The 20002-nt window shown below is 68.8% G+C and carries 17 protein-coding genes; 11 read left to right on the top strand and 6 right to left on the bottom strand.

Annotation, left to right across the window (positions count from 1 at the left end):
• Positions 1–500: 500 nt before the first annotated feature.
• From AB0G20_RS39710 to AB0G20_RS39695, 4 genes are all read right to left on the bottom strand, one after another.
• The gene (locus AB0G20_RS39710) at positions 501–926 is read right to left on the bottom strand and encodes a hypothetical protein (protein ID WP_361311838.1); all 426 of its coding nucleotides are present in this window, start codon (positions 924–926) and stop codon (positions 501–503) included.
• Between the two features lie 48 nt (positions 927–974).
• A complete protein-coding gene (locus AB0G20_RS39705) occupies positions 975–1658 on the bottom strand; it encodes a hypothetical protein (protein ID WP_361311835.1) in 684 nt (227 codons plus the stop codon).
• Between the two features lie 1268 nt (positions 1659–2926).
• Positions 2927–4081 carry a ParB/RepB/Spo0J family partition protein gene (locus AB0G20_RS39700; protein WP_361311832.1) on the bottom strand — a complete coding sequence of 385 codons (1155 nt, stop codon included), beginning with the start codon at positions 4079–4081 and terminating at the stop codon, positions 2927–2929.
• The gene (locus tag AB0G20_RS39695; RefSeq protein WP_361311829.1) at positions 4078–5343 is read right to left on the bottom strand and encodes a ParA family protein; all 1266 of its coding nucleotides are present in this window, start codon (positions 5341–5343) and stop codon (positions 4078–4080) included. The genes AB0G20_RS39700 and AB0G20_RS39695 overlap by 4 nt, the downstream gene beginning before the upstream one ends.
• Positions 5344–6405: 1062 nt before the next feature.
• Here AB0G20_RS39695 and AB0G20_RS39690 point away from each other — a divergent pair.
• From AB0G20_RS39690 to AB0G20_RS39655, 8 genes are all read left to right on the top strand, one after another.
• The gene (locus tag AB0G20_RS39690) at positions 6406–8628 is read left to right on the top strand and encodes a helix-turn-helix transcriptional regulator (RefSeq protein WP_361311827.1); all 2223 of its coding nucleotides are present in this window, start codon (positions 6406–6408) and stop codon (positions 8626–8628) included.
• 12 nt (positions 8629–8640) lie between these two features.
• On the top strand, positions 8641–9198 hold the full coding sequence (locus tag AB0G20_RS39685) for an XRE family transcriptional regulator (RefSeq protein ID WP_361311825.1): 558 nt from the start codon (positions 8641–8643) through the stop codon (positions 9196–9198).
• A 980-nt stretch (positions 9199–10178) separates the two neighbouring features.
• Positions 10179–10631 carry a MarR family transcriptional regulator gene (locus tag AB0G20_RS39680; protein WP_361311822.1) on the top strand — a complete coding sequence of 151 codons (453 nt, stop codon included), beginning with the start codon at positions 10179–10181 and terminating at the stop codon, positions 10629–10631.
• Positions 10631–10942, top strand: a complete 312-nt coding sequence (locus AB0G20_RS39675) for a replication initiation protein, RepL2 (protein ID WP_361311843.1) — start codon at positions 10631–10633, stop codon at positions 10940–10942. Before AB0G20_RS39680 ends, AB0G20_RS39675 begins: the two co-directional genes overlap by 1 nt.
• A 706-nt stretch (positions 10943–11648) precedes the next feature.
• Entirely contained in the window at positions 11649–12680 is a 1032-nt protein-coding gene (locus AB0G20_RS39670) for a bifunctional DNA primase/polymerase (RefSeq protein ID WP_361311840.1), read from the top strand.
• The gene (locus tag AB0G20_RS39665) at positions 12677–14191 is read left to right on the top strand and encodes a phage/plasmid primase, P4 family (RefSeq protein WP_361311820.1); all 1515 of its coding nucleotides are present in this window, start codon (positions 12677–12679) and stop codon (positions 14189–14191) included. Before AB0G20_RS39670 ends, AB0G20_RS39665 begins: the two co-directional genes overlap by 4 nt.
• On the top strand, positions 14188–14589 hold the full coding sequence (locus AB0G20_RS39660) for a DUF6009 family protein (RefSeq protein WP_361311817.1): 402 nt from the start codon (positions 14188–14190) through the stop codon (positions 14587–14589). Before AB0G20_RS39665 ends, AB0G20_RS39660 begins: the two co-directional genes overlap by 4 nt.
• Positions 14590–14789: 200 nt before the next feature.
• On the top strand, positions 14790–16328 hold the full coding sequence (locus AB0G20_RS39655) for an FAD-dependent monooxygenase (protein ID WP_361311814.1): 1539 nt from the start codon (positions 14790–14792) through the stop codon (positions 16326–16328).
• Here the strand turns inward: AB0G20_RS39655 and AB0G20_RS39650 are convergent.
• Positions 16321–16989, bottom strand: a complete 669-nt coding sequence (locus AB0G20_RS39650; RefSeq protein WP_361311811.1) for a ScbR family autoregulator-binding transcription factor — start codon at positions 16987–16989, stop codon at positions 16321–16323. The two genes, AB0G20_RS39655 and AB0G20_RS39650, sit on opposite strands and share 8 nt — an antisense overlap.
• Positions 16990–17139: 150 nt before the next feature.
• Here AB0G20_RS39650 and AB0G20_RS39645 point away from each other — a divergent pair, with 150 nt between their 5' ends.
• Entirely contained in the window at positions 17140–17994 is an 855-nt protein-coding gene (locus AB0G20_RS39645; RefSeq protein WP_361311808.1) for an SDR family oxidoreductase, read from the top strand.
• A gap of 63 nt (positions 17995–18057) precedes the next feature.
• Here AB0G20_RS39645 and AB0G20_RS39640 read toward each other — a convergent pair whose 3' ends face one another.
• The gene (locus tag AB0G20_RS39640) at positions 18058–19050 is read right to left on the bottom strand and encodes a ScbA/BarX family gamma-butyrolactone biosynthesis protein (RefSeq protein WP_361311806.1); all 993 of its coding nucleotides are present in this window, start codon (positions 19048–19050) and stop codon (positions 18058–18060) included.
• Between the two features lie 385 nt (positions 19051–19435).
• Between AB0G20_RS39640 and AB0G20_RS39635 the strand changes: the two genes are divergently transcribed.
• Both AB0G20_RS39635 and AB0G20_RS39630 read left to right on the top strand, forming a co-directional pair.
• Positions 19436–19597, top strand: coding sequence for an acyl-CoA carboxylase epsilon subunit (locus AB0G20_RS39635; protein WP_361311803.1), 162 nt, complete (start codon positions 19436–19438; stop codon positions 19595–19597).
• A 121-nt stretch (positions 19598–19718) separates the two neighbouring features.
• Positions 19719–20002: carboxyl transferase domain-containing protein (locus tag AB0G20_RS39630; RefSeq protein ID WP_361311800.1), on the top strand; the 284-nt coding region annotated here is incomplete at its 3' end.

The raw sequence follows: 20002 nt of genomic DNA, 5'->3' as shown, positions 1-20002 counted from the left end.
GCTACGCCGGCTCGATGTCGTACGCGACGATCGCGCAGGTCGTCGACGGCACCGTGCACCCGCGGAGCGGGTCCCATATCGCTGCGCGATATGCAAGCGAACCCCCTTGCTGCGCAAGGGGGTTGCGCTCCCGCTCCGCGTGAGCGCTGCTGCTCGCTGCGCGAGCAGCCCACCGGCGCGGCTGCGCCGCGCCGGTGACGCTCCGTCCGCTGCGCTCCCGGAGCTACGGGGCCTACGGCCCCGCAAAGGCAGCCTCCGCTGCACTCCAGCCACCTCGTGGCGCCCCGCACCAAACACAGGCCGACCCCGCTACGCGGTGCGGCCAACGGGCCAACGGCCCGAGCGGCAAGAGGGAGGGGTGGCAGTGGGGGGTCGGTGACCCTGCATCACCTGATGCAGGGTCACCGAGTATCAGCTAACCGTCTGCTTCAAATTGAAGTACAGATTGACTCTGGACCCAGCCCACACCGGCATGCCCAGAATCGGGGCCCCAGCCTTGTTCAGGCGACCTGCAGGCTCGGGCGGCCGTCTGCTGCGGGGGGAACCGCGGCGTAGGCGGGCAGCTTTAGGTTGGGCGTGTCGCCGGCCTTGATGCTTGCGATCGCGGTTCGGAAAGCCGCTTCCATGTCCTGCGAGCTGGCGTACTTCGCCGCCAGGGGATGGAGGCGGTAGGAGTTGCCCTTGCCTCGGCTGCCGTCCTCGTTCTTCGGGCGCAGGACGATGTTCAGCTCGCACAGGGGTGCCATGAGGTTGCTGATGGCCTGCGGGGTAACGCGGTACTCGGCAGCCATGTCCTTTTGCCGGATGGGGAGGTGGCCTCCGAATTCGCTCCGGTAGAGCAGGTACTGCAGGAACTTGACGGTGGCCCCGGAGACGGGCAGGGCCCAGATGCGTTCGGACACGACCGGCGACATGACCTCAGCCATCGGTATCCCTTCCTCGTGCCGGACTGGAGAGCGGTTGGTGGTGGGGTATCACCCTGTACGCCTTCCCGTTCCATAGTGCGGGTTCTCGGGGAAGTCGAGGTCCAGCTCTTCCTGATGGATGTCGGGGCCGATGCCGTTGGGGAAGGCCTCGGGATCTCGGTCGTGCTGCACTGCGAGCTGCTCAAGGACTGCGTGCTGGGCGTTGCTGTTGCCGTGGAACCACAGGCGTACGTTGAGCTGGATGACGCCGTTGCCGAGCTGCTCGACCCACTTGTAGCCGACCAGGGCCTTGATGGCGCGGTCGACCGTGGAGCGGGTGATGCGTTTGCCGCCCTTCTTCGCGGCCAGCTTGTTGAGGCCGTCGGTGATTTCCTGCTGGGTGTACTGGGCGATGCCTGTGCCGCGTTGCTGTCCTCCGGCGACGTAGAGGAACACGCACAGTTGTGACTTGGTGATCGAGTTGGCTACGGCGAGCTGGGCCAGGAGCTGGGTGAACCAGTTGGAAGCCAGGCTGTATCCGGCGTCGCCGGCCATGTCGTGGACGGCGGTGTGGTCGGGCGCGTACTCGAAGGTGACGTTCTTGAGTTTGCGGCGGGTGCGGGGGTCGGCGCTCTGGGCTGTTTCGCCGAGTTGCTCTCCGAGGACCTGCAGGAGGTCGTCGAAGCCGGCGTCGCCCGATACGGCGTCAGGGACGGCTCGGGGCCGTCGACATGCTGGTGGATCGGCTGTCACAGGACCCTCCCTTGATACTCAGGCGATCAAGAAACTAGCCCAAAAATCAAGCAGCACTTGTCTTTCACTGCAGCGGCGCGCCGAGCAGTCGCTCGCAGGATCCTTATCGACGTGAAGCAATCAGAAAGTCAAGCACTGCTTGATCTTCCGAGTCTTCCTTCAGTCAGACTCAACGAGGGGTTGATTTCCTGTGTCGCTATGGCAGCACATTCCGGCTTGGGCCCGCCATTCCCAGCGTCCCGTTTCGGGACCTGCCTGACGCTTCTGACCTGCAACTTCGCCATCCTTGGCCCTGCCTGCGGAAAAGTCAACCACAGCTTGAGTTTCTGCACTGAATGTGTCCGCGGACAGTCAGCCCTGCCGTGCGCAGAAGGCCAACACCCCGCAGTGACGTTCTGGCCTGGCCGACAACACACACTTCACCGACCCGCACCACCGAACGGCAACCTCGACGGTGAAGCACCCTGCCATGGAGGATCGGAGGTACCTGTACCACCCACTCAGCTCAGCCACGCTTCCCTTCCCACACGTCACGGTCGTCACCACCCGAGACTCGGCACCGATCCTGCTGTCCACTGCCTTGCACGTCATGACGGCGCCGCACGCAAAGCGAGCGAACCACGGACCCCAGCACATTTGACGCCGGACAAGAGGCCTCGTCTGTATGAGCATCCGTCGTGGCGTGCGCGGGTGTCCTCACGGTGGCGGCCGCGGTTCTGAGCGAGAGTGCTGCTTCTGGCGATGCGGATGCAAGGGTGTGCGAGCTCGAGCTCGTCGTCGCCGCACGTCATCTCCGAGACGTACGGCGGCCGTCGGGGACGTACTCGAGGACGGCCGGGCTGGGTCACCGACTCGCTATACGACGTCGAGGAGAGTTCCGGCTGAGTATTGAATGCCGCCGGGCCGGACTGCTCTTCTGCCCGTACCTCGCCTCCCTGGTCCACCCCAGGGAGGCGTTCTCGTGCCCGGGTCCTGTCCGTCGAAAGGTCCTTGGCGACCAGCCGCACCAGAAGGTGGGCACGCGGCTGGTCGTCAGGAGCGGTGAGCAGGTGGTCGGTTGAGGGGATCCGTACATGCCGGAGCCACTGACAACCGTGCTCGACAGACACCATCCGCCGCGGGTAGCTACGCCGCAGCTGAGTGTTAGCGAAGGTGCGCGAGGGCGGGTACTTCGGACGGCAAGGACTCGGTTGGCTTTGCGCGACAGATGTGCGGGCGGCCCCATCCCTGCAGGATGGGGCCGCCCGCACATAACGTGCTCTGCTGAGTCAGACAGCCCGTGCGGCGGCCTGCTCGGCGAAGGACCGCGCCAGTTCACCAAGTCGCGCTGGGTCCCTGTCCAGAGCCTTCGCGTTCAGCAGTTGCAGGAGCGTGAAGAAGTCATCGTCGGTGTCCACCCTTACGTCCAGCAGCAACGCGAGCTCACCGGGCCTGTCGAAGGGCACCCGGCGGGCCTGCTGCTCCATGTTCCCCGTCTCACTGTGAGGTGATGGAGAGTCAGCTCGAGGTTCAGGGATGGGCTCCGATGCTGCCGGACTCGTCAGTGATTTCCCGCCTTGTCCTGGGATCTCTCCCTGACCGTTGGCAGCTGACGAGCCGTGCTCCGAGGTGTTGGCGATTACGCCGTAATCACCGGCACGCGTGCTCCCGGTGTCGTGCTCGTCGGCATCAGCTGTCTGTGGGGCCGTGCGGCGCTTCGATGCGCGTGCTCCTTCTTCCCTGCTGGCCCGTCCCGTCTTGAGCTCTTGCAGGACTGCTTCCTGCTGTTCAGCGGGCTTGTTGCCGACCGCGCGCAGCAAGTCGATGGGTTCTTCACCGATGCGGGCCTGGAGTTCGGGGGTCAGGTTGAGCAGGGCAAGGCGCTGGGAGATCCAGCCCTGGGAGCGGTGGAGGCGTTTGGCGAGGGCTCGTTGGCTGCCGTGAATGTCCAACAGGCGCTGGAGAGCCCGGGCTTCGTCGAGCTCTTCGAGGTCCTGGCGATGGATGTTGGCAACGAGGGCGGATTCGAGGAGTTCCTCGGGGGTGGTTCCCTGATCGTCGCTGACCATGACTTTGACCGTGGCCAGGCCGGCCTCGCGGGCGGCAGCGAGACGGCTGCTGCCGTCGATGACGATGTGGGTGGTGTCCGGCTCGAGGTCAGCTTCGCGTTCCGGGTTGGCCTCGATGTAGGCGTCGCGGTTCATGACCGTGATGGCCTGCTTCTGGCCATGGGTCTTGAGGCTGCCCGCGAGGTCGGTGAGGTCCCCGAGAGTGGAGCGGGGGTTGTCGGGGTTGGGGCTGATCCGATGGACGGGGAGTTCTGTAGGCGGGGCGATGCCCTCCGTGGGGACTCCGGTGGCGGCCGCGACGGCTTGGCGGCGGGCACTGACCGTGCGCGCTGCCCCACCGAATCGGCCGGAGCCCAACTGGTCGGCCTTGCTCACGAGACCTCCCTTGCCAAGGCGCGCATGCCGACGGACTGCTGTGACTTGGGCGCGTAGGACAGTAGGGGCTTCTTCACGCGGACTGCTTCCTTCTGCTCCTTGAGGTCGCCGATGAGCCCGACGACTCGCGGATCCTTTATGTCCACCCATCCCTGCAGTGACGAGGTCGCGATGTATCCGCGGCGGGAGTCGTAGAGGTTGACGACGATGCCGAGGTAGTCGATGTCGACTTGGAGGTCGCCGCGCAGGTCCTCGATCTGGGTGGTGAGCAGCTCGTAGGCGTCAGCGGAGCTGTCTTCGGCTTGCACGACGATGAGGGCGCCGGACTGACCGGGCTTCTCACCGTCGCGTCGGCGGCCGTAGTAGGCGGCGGCGTCCATGCTCAGGCCGAGGCTGGGCGGGCAGTCGACGATGATTACGTCGTAATCAGCCTCCAGCGGGGCAAGGGCCCGCTCGAGCGCGGCTTCTCGGGCGCGTACGGCGGACAGGCGTACGTCGAGCAGGAAGGCGTCGTTGCAGGCGGGCAGGAGGTGGAGGCGGCCGCCGAAACTGTCGTCGTCGACGGAGACGATGAGGTCACGCAGGTCGCCCTTGGGGTCGCCCGCCATGTGGTTGGTGAGGCTGTCGCCGTTCAACGGCAGTGGGCTGCCACCCAGTTGATTGGTGAGGTGGCACTGCGGGTCGAAGTCGACGAGGAGGACTCGCAGCCCCAGCCCGGGCAGGTTTTCGATGTCGAGGGGGTCGGCTCCCGCATCGGTTTGGTCGTGGTGCGTCTCGCTTGCACGCAGTGCCTTGGTGAGGGCCTTGGCGACGCGCACAGGGTGGAGGGAGTTGGGGTCTTCCGCCAGTGCCTCACCCAGTCCGGCGGTGACGGCGGTCTTCCCGACCCCTCCCTTCTGGTTGCAGACGACGATGCGGCGGGTGATCGCGGGCCGCTCGATTTCCGGGGCGGGGTTGGCGTCGAGCCACAACTGGACGGACTGAGCCAGACCCTGGATCAGGGAGACTCTCCGGTCGGCGGCGATCTGACGGAACTCCTCCCACTGCCCCGGGGGCAGGAAGGTGGAGAAGGAGTCGGCGCCGGCGGTGTCGACGGTGGCAGGGGTGGAGGCGAGGCTGCACCAGTCGGTGATGCCCTGCTCTACGGCGGCCTGAATCTCGATGCCGTACTGGGCGGCTCTGATTTTGAGGTTCTGCCGGAGCCATCCCGGCAGTTTGGAGACGACCTTCTCGCGGTCGCTGGAGGTGGCTGGCGAACTCATGTGGGACACCATACTAACGTGCATGATCAAGTGCAGCATTGACGCGTTAGTTAGACCAAGTTGATGGGGTGCAGGTACGCCCCAGTGATTACGCCGTAATCACTTGGCAGCCCGCCGCGGCGGGCCGTGCTTGGCGGCTCATCTCCCCGAACGCCATGAGGCACAGAGCGACGGCCGGTCGTTGAGTCGAGCCGTGGGATGCTTCGACGTGACTACGTCGGGCCCCTTTCCTTCGCGGCGGCGGGAGTGATTACGCCGTAATCACTCCCGCCCGGACGCCGTGGCGCTCGGGTTGACCAGGAACCCTGACGGTAAGCCGGCGCATGCCCCGTTCGGGGGATCGTGACCGGTGGGAACCGGTGCTCCGTGATTACGGCGTAATCACTGCGCCGGGCGGTCAGGGCGATCTAAGAGGCGCGACGTGGGGGAGTGGTATGGAAGTCGGCGTCCATACGCCGAGGATCGCGCGAAACGCGTCGACGGACTGTGCTGCAAGGCTCCACTGCCGAAGCCAAGTGGGCGGCCGCTCTGACTGCCCCCATCGCAGGCGGTGCCGCGCTGGTCCGTCGGGACGGGAGTTACCGCGCGCGGAACCCGCGTCTGGGCAGGTATTCGTGAGCCGCGCGTGAGGGACACGCGTTGTCGGCCGGGACCACGTCCGGCCCGGTGCTGGGGCACCCCCGCGCTGACGGGAGCCCCCAGTAGAGCCCCATCACCTTCGTGAACGCGGGCGCATCGCCGGCCTGTCCAACGGTGGGGGGAAGACCAGGGGCCGACAGCTGCCGTCTACGCCCACCTCCGCGGCCGGTTGTGGATCTCGTGATTCACCGACGCATTCGGAACGACCGCGCCTGCGAGCCGGCCGCCCCCGCAGAGCCAGATGTCCAGGCCGGTGTCCACTTGGCGCAGGTGCGCGTAGGGCTGGTGATCCCGTTGTCGAGGGAGAGGCGGTAGGTGCCGAGGTCCATGACGGGAGGCGGTCCAGACGAGCGGTCGACATGTACGGCTAACGTACGCGAATTGTACGGTTGCTGCGATAGGGTGATCGCTAGGAGGTGTTTCATGTCCGAGTTGTTCGACGCGATCGATGCGCTGGTCGCCTCCCGTGCTGCGCTGCCGCCGGTGGAGGAGCGCAAGCGTCTGCGTCAGGCACACGGTCTGACGCTCGACGAGGTGGCTGCCGCGCTGAAGGTGCGTCGGGCGACGGTTTCCGGCTGGGAGTCGGTCAAGAAGCCGGTCGAGCCGCGCGGGCCGGAGCGTGAAGCGTATGCGCGGCTGTTGAACAAGCTGGCGGAGCTCTACCCCGCGCCCGCCGCGGCACCGGCGACGGCCGGCAGCCGGCTCGACCCGGCGGAGCAGTCTCGATCCTCAGGTCCGGCTGCGGACACCGCACCCACCACTGAACGTGAGAACACTCAGAGCGTCCCCGCGCCCGCCGCTCCTGTCGAAGAGGCCGCGCTGCGCCCGGCGCGCGCCGTCAATAGGGGGTCGACGTCGCGCCGCCCTGCCGTGCGGAGCGCCACCCCGGCCAACGCCCTGGCGAGCGGCACCGACGCGCGTTTCGAGAACGGACCGCTCGCGGTGGTCGACGTCGACGCCGAAGGCCAGGTCCTCGCATACTGCACGGGCGGCCTGGTCCTGGACGTGCCTGCCAAGAGCATCGCCGCCCTGGTGGACTGGACGCTGACGGAGGCGAAGCTCGGGCAACCGAGGCTGTCCGGGCCGGGCAAGGACGCCGACCCGTTGCTCGTGCTCACCGAGGCTGCCCTGAAGCGCTACGGGCTGCCGGTCACCCTGACGGATGAGGAGCGGCGCGCCGGGCGGATCCCGGAGAACCACAAGGTCATCAAGCAGCTGGCGCGCGCCGACTGGAAGCTCACGAAGCGAGGGTTCGGGCCGTGGGCGAGGATCTACCGGCCGGCCACCGGGTCGGAGCGGGCGTGCGTGCAGCTGTGCATCCCCTCCTGGCACGCGCTGGACACACGTCACTGGGGCAGTGCCGCTGAGCTTCCGCCGGCGGAGCTCGCCCGGGTGCTGGGCGTGTACGCGTCGCGGGTGATGACGCCGCGCGGCTCCACCGCCGTCACCGGCCTGGAGCTGATGACCGCGCTTCACCCGCCGACCCGCGCCTCCGAACCCGACGAGACGGGCAAGCGGCACTCCGAGCACAACCCCGGCTCCCTGGGCAAGGAGCCGGTCGACTGCGCCCCGTGCGAGGCCCCGGACGGACACCCGCTCCTGGCGGACCTGCCTCGCTTCCACGTCCGGGGTCCGGCGGAGAAACTGTTCGAGGAAGCCTGTGACTGGGCTCGGCCGATGACCGACGCCGAATGCACCCTGCGGCACCTGGTCGGCATCGACGTGAACATGGCCTTCGCCGCCGGAGCCAACGGTCTGGTCGTCGGGCTCGGTGCTCCGACTCACGTCAAGCAGCCGGTGTTCGACCCGAAGCTGCCCGGCTCATGGCTGGTCGACCTGTCCCACGTGGATCTGTCCCGGGTGAAGATCGGCAGGGACAAGTGGGCCGAGCTGGACGCCGGCTTGCTGCCCAGTCCGTTCACGCCGAAGGGCGAGCGCCCCGAGGGCCCGGCCTGGTACGCGACACCGACCGTGGCGTACGCGGTGGAGCTGGGCTACGAGGTGCGGCCGATCGAGGCGTGGGTGCGCTACGAGAGCGGCCGCTACCTGGACGGCTGGTACCAGCGGCTACGCGACGCCTACTTGGCCACCATGGCCGATCTCGGCGTACATGCGGACATGGAACCGGCGGACTTCCTGGCCGCGATGAACGGCTACGGGGAGCACGATCCCGAGTTGGCGATCGTCGTCTCAGCGATCAAGGCGACGGTCAAGGGCGGCCTGGGCAAGTTGCGTGAACGTCCACGCGGTGAGGGCTGGCGGCCGGGCCAGCCGTGGCGGGCGCTGGCGCGCCCGACGTGGCGGCCGGACATCCGCGCGGCGGTCATCTCCCGTACGCGTGTGAACCTGCACCGCAAGATCATCAAGCATGCGGCCTTCACGGGCCAGTACCCCGTGGCAGTCCTGTCCGACTGTGTCGTGTACGCGGCCGGAGGCACCAGCCCGCTGGACTTCCTGCCCTACCGGGACGGCAAGCCGCTGCCCGGCGGCTTCAAGGTCGGCATCAACCCGGGCCTGGTCAAGCACGAGGGCACCCAGACCGTCCTGTGGGGCGAAGAGGTCCGCGAGCGGTTCAACGCTCCGGAGCTCAACCTCGCCCGCTACATCAAGGACGGCACCGTCACCGACGTCGACAACGGAGAGTAGGAGAGGGCGACGATGAGTCTCTTCGGTGACGGCCTTGAAGCCGCGGTACAGAAGGCGTTCACCCGCCCGGCGCCCAAGACCGCGCCCGCGCAGATGCGGTACCTGGTCAGGCAACTCAAGAGCACCAGGGCAGTCGCCCAGATGCTGCGCATCTCCCAGCGCACCGTCGAGCGGTACGTGAAGAACCAGATCAAGAAGCCGCGACCGGACCTCGCCGCGCGCCTGGAGCGCGAGGTGAACAAGCGGTGGCAGCCGCAGATCCGGGCCAAGGCCCGGCAGAGGGCGGCGACGACCGGCGGCATCGTCATCGACACCCGTGCCCGCATCGGCTACACGGCGCCGGTGGGCACGACCGACGACGCCCGGATCCGGCATCTGACCGTGGCGCTGCCGCCGCAGTACGCCGCCCGTCTCTTCGACGCCCAGCAGGCCGGTGTCAGCGACCAGCAGTTGCAGCAGATCGCAGCCGAAGGGCTCAAGGAGCTGTACTTCCAGGACGGCGGCCGCCGCGCCGGCTCTCTGGAGGAAGTCCGCTTCACCGACATCGAGCACATCGAGTTCGACCTCTAGCACTGCCCCTCCCAGCCCGCACCGCCACCTACGGCGCCGCGATCGTCACGGCGCACATGGACGCTGCGGGCGAGTTGTCGTGTCCGGAGCACGTTTCGCGCAGAAGTCTCCTGCTGGTACCGGCAGGAGGTCGAGTGCAGGTCACAACCCAGGCCGTGGCTGCCACAGCCCGTCATGAGACTGCGAGCCGACGACGAGTTCCGGGAAGTGGCTGAGCAGCGTGGTACCAGGGGCCTTCGCCGGCCCCTGGACCCCGCTGCCCCGCCACTTCCCGGCGCGAATCGGTTTCGTCGTGGCACAGGCCGTACGCGCCGGGAAGTGGCGGGTACGGGTGGGCAGAGGTTCCGTGAGACGAACACCTGCAGTGTGGGTAGTCCTGGCTGTGACTGCGGGCCGGAACGGGGCTCGGCCGTGGCGTGAGGCCGGTTCGTTCCCCGCAAGAGCCATTCGAGGGTGGTGACGAGCTGAGCACGCCGTCCGGCCGTGCACGAGTGCAGGGGTTGCGTGGACCGTCGGGTGAACGGCGCGGCTCCTGTTGAGGTAAGAGAGCGCGCTCGCCAATCAGCCTCTGACCTGCGCAAATACCTCGAACAACCAAGACCGGAGGAACTGGCAGGCAGTTCCTCCGACAGTAGAGGGCGATCAGGGGATCTGAGTGAACAGATCCTGCGGTCGTGTCACCCAGTTCCGTGGACCGGGCACCACGATCTGACGGACCGGCACCACGATCCTGAGGTCTGGCACCACGGCTGGAGGATCGTGGTACCCAGATCCTCCAGCCGTGGCAGATTGACGTGACGTACATGAGTGGGCAGCGGCGCGGTCGCATCCGGCAGACATGAACCCTGAGCGTTTCAGCAGGCGACACGGTCGGCAGGCCGGGCTGATTGACTTCCTGCTCATGTACGTTAAGTTCATCTGGTCGGCCTCGAAGCCGCCTCTCATGAACCGTCAGACAACCCCCGTTCACGGAGGGCCCGTTGGGAGCAGTACGCAGGCTGGTCGATGCCGAGACGGGCGAGGCGGTGCCCTATGCGCCGTACGCCTTCTCCGGCAGGCACACGCAGGTCGACAAGGCGCGCGTCGAGGCGATCACCGAATCCAAGGCGTTCACGCCCAGTCAGAAGTTCCTCGTCCTGTGGTGGATCGGAGTCTCGCCCGAGGGCATGGAACCGTTGAGGGCCACCGGCGCCGACATCGCCAAGCGGGTGGGGATGTCCACCGACGCTGTCGGGAAAATCAACAGGAAGTTGGCCAAGCACCGCATCCTGGTCGTCCGCGGACGCATCGGCAACTACAACTTCTACCGGATCAGCCCGTACATCGCCTTTCACGGAACGGGACTCGAGCAGCGTGAAGCGGTGAAGACGTGCAACCCGCCGGACATCCCCGGATTCGACGAGAACGTGCCTGCACGGTGGGAGGCTCAGTGATCAGTAGCGACGACAAGCAGAAGAACCTTCAGCTGCTTGAGAAGACGGCAGGCATGACCGCCAATCAGCGTCTTGTCGTCATGCTCTACGCCCTGCATCCGACTGATCGGTCCGGAGCCGTACTCGAGACCGCAGCCAACCTGGCCAAACTCGTCGGCATGGCCGCGCCCGTCTTCTCCCGCACGCGCAAGCAGGTCATCGAGGCCGGCTGGCTCGAGGAGACCGAGAGGCTCGGCCACATCAGGTACTACCGGCTCGCCCCCAAGCGCATGGGCGAGAACGTCGTCGTCCACCTCCGCCGGGCAACCTGACGTCCCACAGACCGCTCCTCATTGACGTGGAGTACATGAGGAGCGGTCTGCAGGACCGTTCCCCTTGCCTGAAGGTCAAGGGGAACGGTCCTGCAGACCGAACGCGGATGGCCGCAGGGGATGCGTCCGCGCCTCCGGTCTCGCTCGAGAGTCGCTTGAGTCGCTTCAGTCGCTGGCCCAGGGTCGGGGCATGGGGGTGTCTCATCGTGCAGCCCGCAGCAGCGACTGAGGAAGAGCGACGGGACGCACGGCCGGTCGCTGCTGACCGTCGCGGAAAATCCCAGGTCAGAGCTGCTGCCAAGACCAGGCAGCGACTGAAGCTACCCAAGGGTCGGGTATATGGGGGGAGTGGGTTGTGGCTCCGTGTGCGCGCGTGGGAGTCATATATAGGGGCTTCAGTCGCTTCAGTCGCTGCCTGGTCTTGCCTCAGGTCTGTGACCTGCGGTTTCGCTCAGCAGTTGAAGAAGTCATCCGGACAACTCCAGTCGCTGCACCGCTCTCTGAGTCGCTCGCTGTCCCGCCAACGCGTTGTGTTTCAGTTTCCTCAGGTGTTCCCTTCTGCCATCCCCGTTTCGCTAGTCTGTTCCAGTCGTTCAGTCGCTTGAGTCGCTCATGGGGGATGCGCATGGCTTCTGAGCTGCCTTTTTTACGTAGCGACTCACGGGAATCGGGTGTCGAGCGGACGGGCAACTCGCGTTCACTGGCGATCGCCCGATGGTGTGCCAGTCGGGGTTGGCCGGTTCATCCCCTTGCTCCCGGCCGTAAGACGCCGGCGGGCAACTGTGCGCCCTGTCGGGAATCCGGCCACACCTACGTAGGCTGCGGCTGCCCCGCCGCGGGCCGCTGGTGCCATGGATTCCGTGCCGCCACGCTGGACGTGACCAGGATCGAGCAGTGGTGGGGTGCCAACCCGGGACTGGGCGTGGGAGTCGCCTGCGGCCCCGCAGGGCTGGTGATCATCGATATCGATGCCCACGAGAGGTGCCTGCCCGAGCGGGACCGTTTGCTGCCCGGCATCGGAATCCCGGATGCTGTCGACCTGACCGGACTCGCCAATGGGTTTCACACCCTCGGTCTGCTGGCCGCACTGCGGGGCGTCACCAGCCCCGCCGACGACGACACGACGCTGCGCGTACGCACGCCGTCCGGTGGGCTCCACGTCTGGTATCGGGCCCATCCCGGGCATCAGTGGCAGTGTTCCACCGGGTCGGGCGGCGGCCGCGCGCTGGCCTGGCAGACCGACGTACGAGCATGCGGTGGGTACATCGTCGCCCCGGGCACTTCGACAGAGGCGGGAACGTACGAGCCCGTGGGTGCCGTACGTGAGCCCGCTCCCTTGCCCGGCTGGCTCGCCCGCGAGTTGGAGCGCACCGGCCACTTGCCGCCCGCGCGCATGCCGGCACCCCGGCCGGTGCCGCCCCGCGCCCGGCAGGCAGTCATTGCGGCGGGAGGCGGCCGTGGGGCCGCCGGACGGGCTCTGGCCGGGCTGCTCACCGAAGTGGCCGGCTGCGCCGCCGTACCCGAAGGAGCGGCGTTCTCCGAGAAGTTGAACCGCGCCGCCTACACCGCCGGAGGCCTCGTGGCCGCAGGGCACCTGTCGGCGGACGAAGCGGAACGAGCCCTGGCAGAGGCGGCCGAATACGCCCGCCCCGGCCAGGAGCGGCGCTACAGAGCCGTCATCCGCAGTGGCCTGGGCGCCGGCCGGCTCCGTCCACTGTCGTTGGGAGGCCGAACATGACCTCCGGACCTGACGGCACCCTCTTCGACGCCCAGACGGTCGCCATGCAGATCCTCGCTCAGCCCGCCCTGGCCCTCCGGCAAGGCGGCGGGAGTGTCCCCACCGCCGCTGCGGGCGGCGGCGAGGCGACCGCCGACGGACTGCTGCCCGACACGCTCAGCGACCGCGGCAACGCCAAACTGTTCGTCAAGCTGTACTCGCACGACTACCGTCATGTGCCCGGCCTCGGCTGGTTCCGCTGGGACAGCACCCGCTGGCAGGTCGACGAGGACGACACTGTCCTGTGGGCCGCCGGTGACCTGGCGGAGTCCCTCGCGAGCACCGACCCGCGCGGGGTGTTCACGCCCGCCGCGCTGCAGCAGCACCGCCGCCGCGCGCTCAGCACCAGCGGCATGAACGCGATGCTCACGCAGGCCAGGTCCGCTCCGGGCATGGTGCTCAACGCGTCCATGCTCGACGCCGATCCGTACGCGCTGTGCACCCCGGCCGGCATCGTCGACCTGCGCACCGGACTGATCCGCACTCCGGACCCGGACAAGGACTTCCACTCCCGCTCCACCACCGCGGCCCCGCAGCCGATGCCCACCCCGCGCTGGGACCGGTTCCTCGCCGACACCTTCGGTGACGGACACGAGGGCGCCGAGATGATCGACTTCCTGCATCTGCTGCTGGGCTACTCCATCACCGGGGACGTCGGCGGGCAGGTCATGCCGTTCCTGTTCGGCTCCGGCAAGAACGGCAAGTCGGTGCTCCTGGACGTACTGATGAAGCTGCTGGGCGACTACGCCGACGCCGCGCCGCCGGGGTTCTTGATGGCCCGGCCCTACGAAGGGCATCCGACCGATCTGGCCGAACTGCACGGCCGACGCGTGATCGTGTGCAGCGAGGTGAAGCCGGGGGACCGTTTCGACGAGGCACGGGTGAAGCTGCTGACGGGCGGCGACCGGATCAAGGCCCGGCGGATGCGGCAGGACTTCTTCAGCTTCGAGCCGACACACAAGCTGTGGCTGCTGGGCAACCACCGGCCGGAGGTCGGGACCGGCGGTTTCGCGTTCTGGCGGCGGATGCGGCTGATCCCGTTCGAGCGTGTGGTGCCCGACGACCGCAAGATCGACAACCTGGCCGACATCCTCGTCACCGAGGAGGGCCCCGGGATCCTCAACTGGCTGATTCTGGGCGCGCGTCGCTATCTGAGCGGCGAGCGGGACCTCACCGGGCCGGAGCGGGTGCGGATCGCCACCACGGCGTACGCCGAGACGGAAGACCACACCGGGCGGTTCCTCGCCGAGTCGTGCCGGCTGGAGGGAGATCTGCGGGCGGAACAAGCTCGGCTCTACGCTGCCTACAGGGCGTGGTGCCAGAATGAGGGCGCCCCGGCCATCTCGTCACGCGCCTTCGCAGCCCGGGTCCGCGAAGTGGTAGGACTGGCGTCGCCCAAGGAGATGATCCTGTCCAACCAGCGCAAGTACTACCCGGGTATCGGACTGGTCGCCGACGAGGAGACAGAATGAGCGCTCTCATCGCCGAGCACGAGCTCGTTCACGAGACCGACTTCGTCTGGCTCGAGGACATCGCGCGGCTCGACTACGTCCGTCAGAGCCTGGACCGGCTGCCCACCCGGCGCGGCAGGCCGGCGTACCACCGCGACGGGCGCATGGTCGGGTACGCGCTGCTGGGGCCCGGCGCCAAGCCGTCGCGTTCCTCGGGGACGTTCCGGCGCCGGGTCTTCTGGCTGCTGCCGCACGACCGCGACACGGACCCGCAGGGCCTGTACGCGACCGCGGCGCCCGCCGAGGCCGTCGACCCGCGCACGCTGGCGCCCGGCGGCAAGGGCTGCAAGACGGAACGGTCCGAGGGCGGGCCGCCGTCGTTGGCGATGCGGGAGCTGGGGATCACGCGGCCGCTGTGAGAGCACTCCGGCCGCCTGTCCCGGATGTTCCGGGCACTTCGGGGCTCCGCGGACGTTACAAAGAACCGGCCGACCGGTATATTTTCCGGGACTCGCACTCCTGAGCGAGGAGCGAGTTCGATGTCTCACCCCTGGGCAGGGGCCCGGGAGTGGCTGCTGCACGTGTTCGGGTTCCGGTCGATGACAGGGGGAGATCCGGAATGACGGATGGCATACAGGCACAGGTGGTGATCGCCGGCGGCGGGCCGGTGGGGATGGTGCTCGCCTGCGAGCTGGCGGGATACGGGGTGGTCACCGTGGTCGTGGAGGCCGGGAGCGCCGTGTCCCGGCGCCCCAAGGCGACCACCCTGCACGCCCGGACGGTCCAGTGCCTGGTCCGGCGGGGGTACTTGGACGGCTTGTCGCACTCCGGGGGCGAGGCGGGGCAGGCGACCAGTCCGTTCCACTTCGCGGGAATCCCGGGGCTCGGCATCTCGGCGCCCGCGGCCGAACCGGAGCCCGTCCTCAAGCGGGCGCAGGAGGAACTGGAACACCACTTCGAGGAGCGTGCCCGGGCCGCCGGGGCGCTGATCCTGCGCGGACACCGGGTGACCGGGGTACGGCAGGGCCCGGACGGGGTGCGGCTCACGGCCGACGGCCCGGACGGCCCGGTGACGTGCACGGCCGAGTACCTGGTGGGAGCGGACGGTGCCCGCAGCACCGTGCGCGAGCAGGCCGGGTTCGTCTCCCGGACGTATCCGGCGACGGTGTCCGCGCTGGCGGGCGACGTCCTGCTGGAGGAGCCGGAGGCACTGGAGGAGGGGTGGCGGCGCACCCCGCGCGGCTGGATCGTCGCCAAGTCCCTCCCGGGCGGCGGTACTCGCCTGCGGACGCTGAACTGCGCGGGTGCGCACAGCGAGCGTCACCGGCCGCCCACCCTGCAGGAGCTGCGCGGCGAGGTGTCCCGGATCGTCGGGCGGGACGTGCCGATGCGGGCCCCGAAGTGGCTGAGCAGGTTCAGCGACTTCTCGCGGCTGGCCCTGTCCTACCGCGAGGGGCGGATCCTGCTGGCGGGCGACGCGGCGCACGTGCACTTCCCGATCGGCGGGCAGGGCCTGAGCACGGGGCTGCTGGACGCCGTCGACCTCGGCTGGAAGCTGGCGCTCACGGTGCGCGGCAGGGCGGGGGAGGGGCTGCTGGACAGCTACGACCGGGAACGCCGGCCCGCCGCGCAGCGGGTCATCGACAACACGAGGGCCCAGCTCGCCCTGATGCGCCCCGCTCCCGAACTCGACCCGCTGCGTGCCCTGTTCGGTGAGCTGTTGGGCGGGGAGAGGGAGAGCGGCGTACTGGCGTCCATGGTCAGTGCCCAGGACACGGTGCTGCCCACCCGGGGTGCGGACGCCTCACCGTGGGAGGGAAGGTTTCTGCACAATGTCGGCCTGACCACCCGGCAGGGGCGGACGGATGTGATCGACCTGCTGTTGCCGGGCCGGCCGCTCCTGCTGCTCCAAGGCGCGGCAGGCGACGGTGCCTACGCCGAGCAGGCGCGCGGATGGGCCGGGCTGCTGCGCGTGGTGCGTGCCGAGCCGGCTCCCGAACTGCCTTGCGAGGCGCTGCTGGTGCGGCCCGACGGCTACATCGCCTGGGCGGCGGGCGGCGGTGCGCTGGATGCCGCCCTCACCGCGTATTTCGGTGCGGGCGGGGGCGCGGCCGGCCGCGCGGCGGGGGGAGACGTGCTCGCCCCGGCCCTCAGCTGACGGGTTCCGCCTCGTGCCGGGCTGCGCGGTCCAGCAGCTCGGCATGGACCCTGGCGCCCCGGTCCTCGGTGATGTCCACGGACGCCAGGACGGAGGGGATCACCACGCTGGGCAGGATGTGCCGCAGCAGGGAGCTGACCCGGCCGGGCAGGTCCTGGTACTCGCACACCGCCTGGGACATGGCCTGTATGCCGGCGAAGGATCCCACCAGGACGTCGGCGGTCTCGGCGGTCGAGACATGGTCCAGCAACTCGCCCTGGGCCTGGGCCTTCTCCAGCAGTTCGTTGCCGACCTCGCTCCAGCGCACGAAGGGGCCGCTGCGATCCAGATCCTGGGCCTGCTGGTCGAGGGTGAGACGGACGCCGGCGCGGACCATGGGGTCGGTCTGGAGGCGGTGGGCGTGCAGCACCACCGTGTCCACGAGCTGCTGGACCTTGGAGGCACGGTCGGGGATGGGCAGGTTCTGGTCCTGCTCGGTCAGTACCCCCTCGGCCACGTGCTCCTTGGAGGGGAAGTGAAAGTACAACGCTCCCTTGGTGACCCCGGCCAGGGCGATGATCTCGTTGATCGTCGCCGCCTGGTAGCCGCGTTCCTCGAAGACCTTCGCCGCCGCCGACAGGATGGTCTGCCGCGTCCGGATCGCCCGGTCCTGTTTCGCCACTTCGGCCTCCTTCATTCGATGAGCCCGGAGACCCCCAATAAAAAACCGCCCAGTATGTATATTACAGATGGCGTGGCTTCGCGCAGCCCCCTGGACGCCACCAGGTTGAAAGAATCCGGAACAGCAGACGTCACGACGAGGGGAACTGCGGTGATCCTGCTGACGGGGGCCACGGGCACGGTGGGGCGGGCGCTGCTGCGGCAGCTCCCCGGCGAGGTGAAGGTACGGGTCATGGCGAGGGATCCCGGGCGCGTCACCGGGGCGCGGCCGGATGTGGAGACGGTCGCCGGGGACTACGAGGACGCCCGGTCGCTGGACCGGGCGCTGGCCGGGGTGCGGACGGCGTTCCTCGTCACCACCGCGGTCGGGGGGCGGGACGACGAGAGTTTCCTGCGGGCGGCGCGCGGCGCGGGGGTGCGGCGGGTGGTGAAGCTGTCCGCGGCGGCCGTCCTCGACGACCGCGCCCAGGACCTCATCACCCGGTGGCAGCGTGCCAGCGAGGAGGAGCTGCGCGGCTCCGGCCTGGAGTGGACCCTGCTGCGGCCGCGGGCGTTCATGTCCAACTCCCTGTCCTGGGCGGCGTCCGTCCGTTCCGAGGGCGTCGTGCGCGCGCTGCACGGGACCTCCGCCAACTCCTGTGTGGATCCCCGGGACATCGCCCGGGCCGCCGTGCGTGTGCTGACCGAGGAGGGGCACGATGGGCGCGCCTATACGCTGACCGGCCCCGAGGCGGTCACCCCGGTGGAGCAGACGCGGCAGCTCGGCCGGCTGCTCGGCGTGCCGCTCAGGTTCGAGGAGATGAGCCGGGAGGAGGCCCGGGCCGGTCTGGGCCGGCGCTATCCGGAACCGGTCGTCGAGGCGCTGCTGGCGAGCGCGGAACGGCAGCTTGCGGGTGCCAAGGCCCGGGTGGACGGGGCGGTGTCCACGCTGATCGGGCGCCCTGCGGGGACGTTCCGCCAGTGGGCCCGGGACCACCTGGAGGCCTTCGCCCCGGTCACCGGATGAGTCGGGGTGAAGGCCTCCAGGTGGCGCGGGGCCGTGCTCACCGGCCGTCGCGCGGCAGGGCGCTCACCCCGTGACCGACGGCAGGGAGACGGTGCAGCGGAACACCAGCGCGTCGTTCTGGTGGGCGGTCACCAGAACGGACTCCTTGTGCCCCGACGCGGGGAGGCGCTGCGCCTCGACGACGCAGGGGGCGTCCAGTTCGACGTAGCGTGTGAACTCGCTGATGACGTCCAGGGGCAGGGACGCGCGGCCGAGGGTCGCGGTCGCCGCCTGGCGGGCCGCCTCCATCAGCACCATGCCGGGCACGTGGTCGACCATGTGGTCGAACAGCACGGGGTGGCGGGTGTCCACGCGAAGCTGCCAGCGGTTCGGCTGCCCGATCGGCGACAGGACGACGTCCGTGGGTGAGATGCGCCCGACGACCTGCGGGGCCTCCGGCGCGGTGAGCTGGATGACCTGCGGCATGCCGTCCTCGCGAAGGCGGCCGGCGCGCAGCCGCTGGTAGACCTGGGGCGTGACGCAGGTGAGCGAGCCGCCGCCGGTCGCGGCGAGCCGGCCGTCGCGGCGGATCTCCACCGAGATGCGGAACCCCAGCAGGTTCTTGCCGCGCAGCTTCACCTCGGAGCAGGTCACCTGGAGTTCCAGCGTCGCGGGGGTCCAGTCGACGCGGATGTGCTGGGGCTCGACGTGGACGCTCAGGTCGCTCACCAGGAAGTGGTGGCCGAGGGGGACGCCGAACTCGGCGTGCGCCAGGAGGATTCCGGCCTGCCGGATGGTCTCGGCGGCGATCAGCGGGTCGTGGCAGCCGTCCACACTGGTGAAGAAGCTGTGTCCGCGGGGCCATTGGGCGGCAAGCGTGTAGTGCTCGTCGTCGACGCGCGCCCAGTCGGTGAGCATCACCTCGGAGACACTGGCGCGGTGCACCAGCTCCTTGGGAACGGTGGTGGTCAGAGACGGGAACCGCGGGACGAAGACACGCACCGGCGACGTGTCGCTCTCCTCGGCGGGGTGCGTGCCGGATATCGAGTGGGCCACGCGGAACGTGCTCGCAGACATGACTGTTCCCCCTGGGCGCATGGATGTGACGTCGATGTGGAGGGCCGCTCAGGCCTGTGAAGATACATACCACCCGGTTTAATTTCTAGCGGTACGAACCATTCCGGCTACGGGCCCTGCCGAACGGCTTGTTCTCCCTGGACGGCACTTCCGCCTCTCGTGTCCACAGAGTGGGTCGCACCAGGTTTTTCGCCGGGTCGGGTGGGGCGGGGGGTGGGTGCCGCGCAGTCGCGCACCGCATGTTTTCGGCCGGGCGGCGGGGTTGTGGGGGAGGGAAGAGTGCTCTCAAGCGGATCCGGAGCCGTTCTTGAGCGCCCTGGCCCACCCTTTCCTCAAACCCTGGAAGGGGGGCGGCCGGATGGAGCGGGCTGAGACGCTGTTTCGGGTGGAGCGCGGACATGCGAGCGAGGAGGAACTGGCCGCCCTAGCAGCGGTGTTGGGCGCGCTGCGCAGGAGTGGCCGAGAGGTGGACGAGGAGCCCGTGGCCGTCTCCGCCGCCTGGTGGGACCGGCCGGCGGGCTATGTGGCGCCCCGTAGCTGGCGCTGAGGCCGCGACCTGGCCGGAGGATCCTTCAGTCTAGATAAACCGCGCATTCGGTTTGTTAATATTTCCCATGGGCCGGGCGGGGGCCGCTTCGGCCTGTCCCGGGGAGGGACCAGATATGGCGATGACGACTGCCCCCGTGCCGAGCAGGGCGGGGTCGGCCGGCGCTCGCGGGCGCGTGGCCGAGCTGCGGGAGATCCGTGAGCGGGCGCTGGCCGGGCCGGGCGAGAAGGCGACGGCGGCGCAGCACGCCAAGGGCAAGCTGACGGCGCGGGAGCGGATCGACCTGCTCCTGGACGCGGGCTCGTTCCAGGAGGTCGAGCAGCTGCGCCGGCACCGGGCCACGGGCTTCGGCCTGGAGGCCAAGAAGCCGTACACCGACGGTGTGATCACCGGCTGGGGCACGGT

Source organism: Streptomyces sp. NPDC024017 (assembly GCF_040638895.1).
GTDB lineage: Bacteria > Actinomycetota > Actinomycetes > Streptomycetales > Streptomycetaceae > Streptomyces.
The sequence above is the reverse complement of the archived record's forward strand: the minus strand, read 5'-3'. Positions and strand labels throughout refer to the sequence as shown.

Bases quoted from the DNA above. Each gene is read 5' to 3' on its own strand.
- AB0G20_RS39710 (WP_361311838.1), bottom strand. From the start codon at position 926: ATGGCTGAGGTCATGTCGCCGGTCGTGTCCGAACGCATCTGGGCCCTG.
- AB0G20_RS39695 (WP_361311829.1), bottom strand. From the start codon at position 5,343: ATGAGTTCGCCAGCCACCTCCAGCGACCGCGAGAAGGTCGTCTCCAAA.
- AB0G20_RS39690 (WP_361311827.1), top strand. From the start codon at position 6,406: ATGTCCGAGTTGTTCGACGCGATCGATGCGCTGGTCGCCTCCCGTGCT.
- AB0G20_RS39685 (WP_361311825.1), top strand. From the start codon at position 8,641: ATGAGTCTCTTCGGTGACGGCCTTGAAGCCGCGGTACAGAAGGCGTTC.
- AB0G20_RS39665 (WP_361311820.1), top strand. From the start codon at position 12,677: ATGACCTCCGGACCTGACGGCACCCTCTTCGACGCCCAGACGGTCGCC.
- AB0G20_RS39660 (WP_361311817.1), top strand. From the start codon at position 14,188: ATGAGCGCTCTCATCGCCGAGCACGAGCTCGTTCACGAGACCGACTTC.
- AB0G20_RS39655 (WP_361311814.1), top strand. From the start codon at position 14,790: ATGACGGATGGCATACAGGCACAGGTGGTGATCGCCGGCGGCGGGCCG.
- AB0G20_RS39640 (WP_361311806.1), bottom strand. From the start codon at position 19,050: ATGTCTGCGAGCACGTTCCGCGTGGCCCACTCGATATCCGGCACGCAC.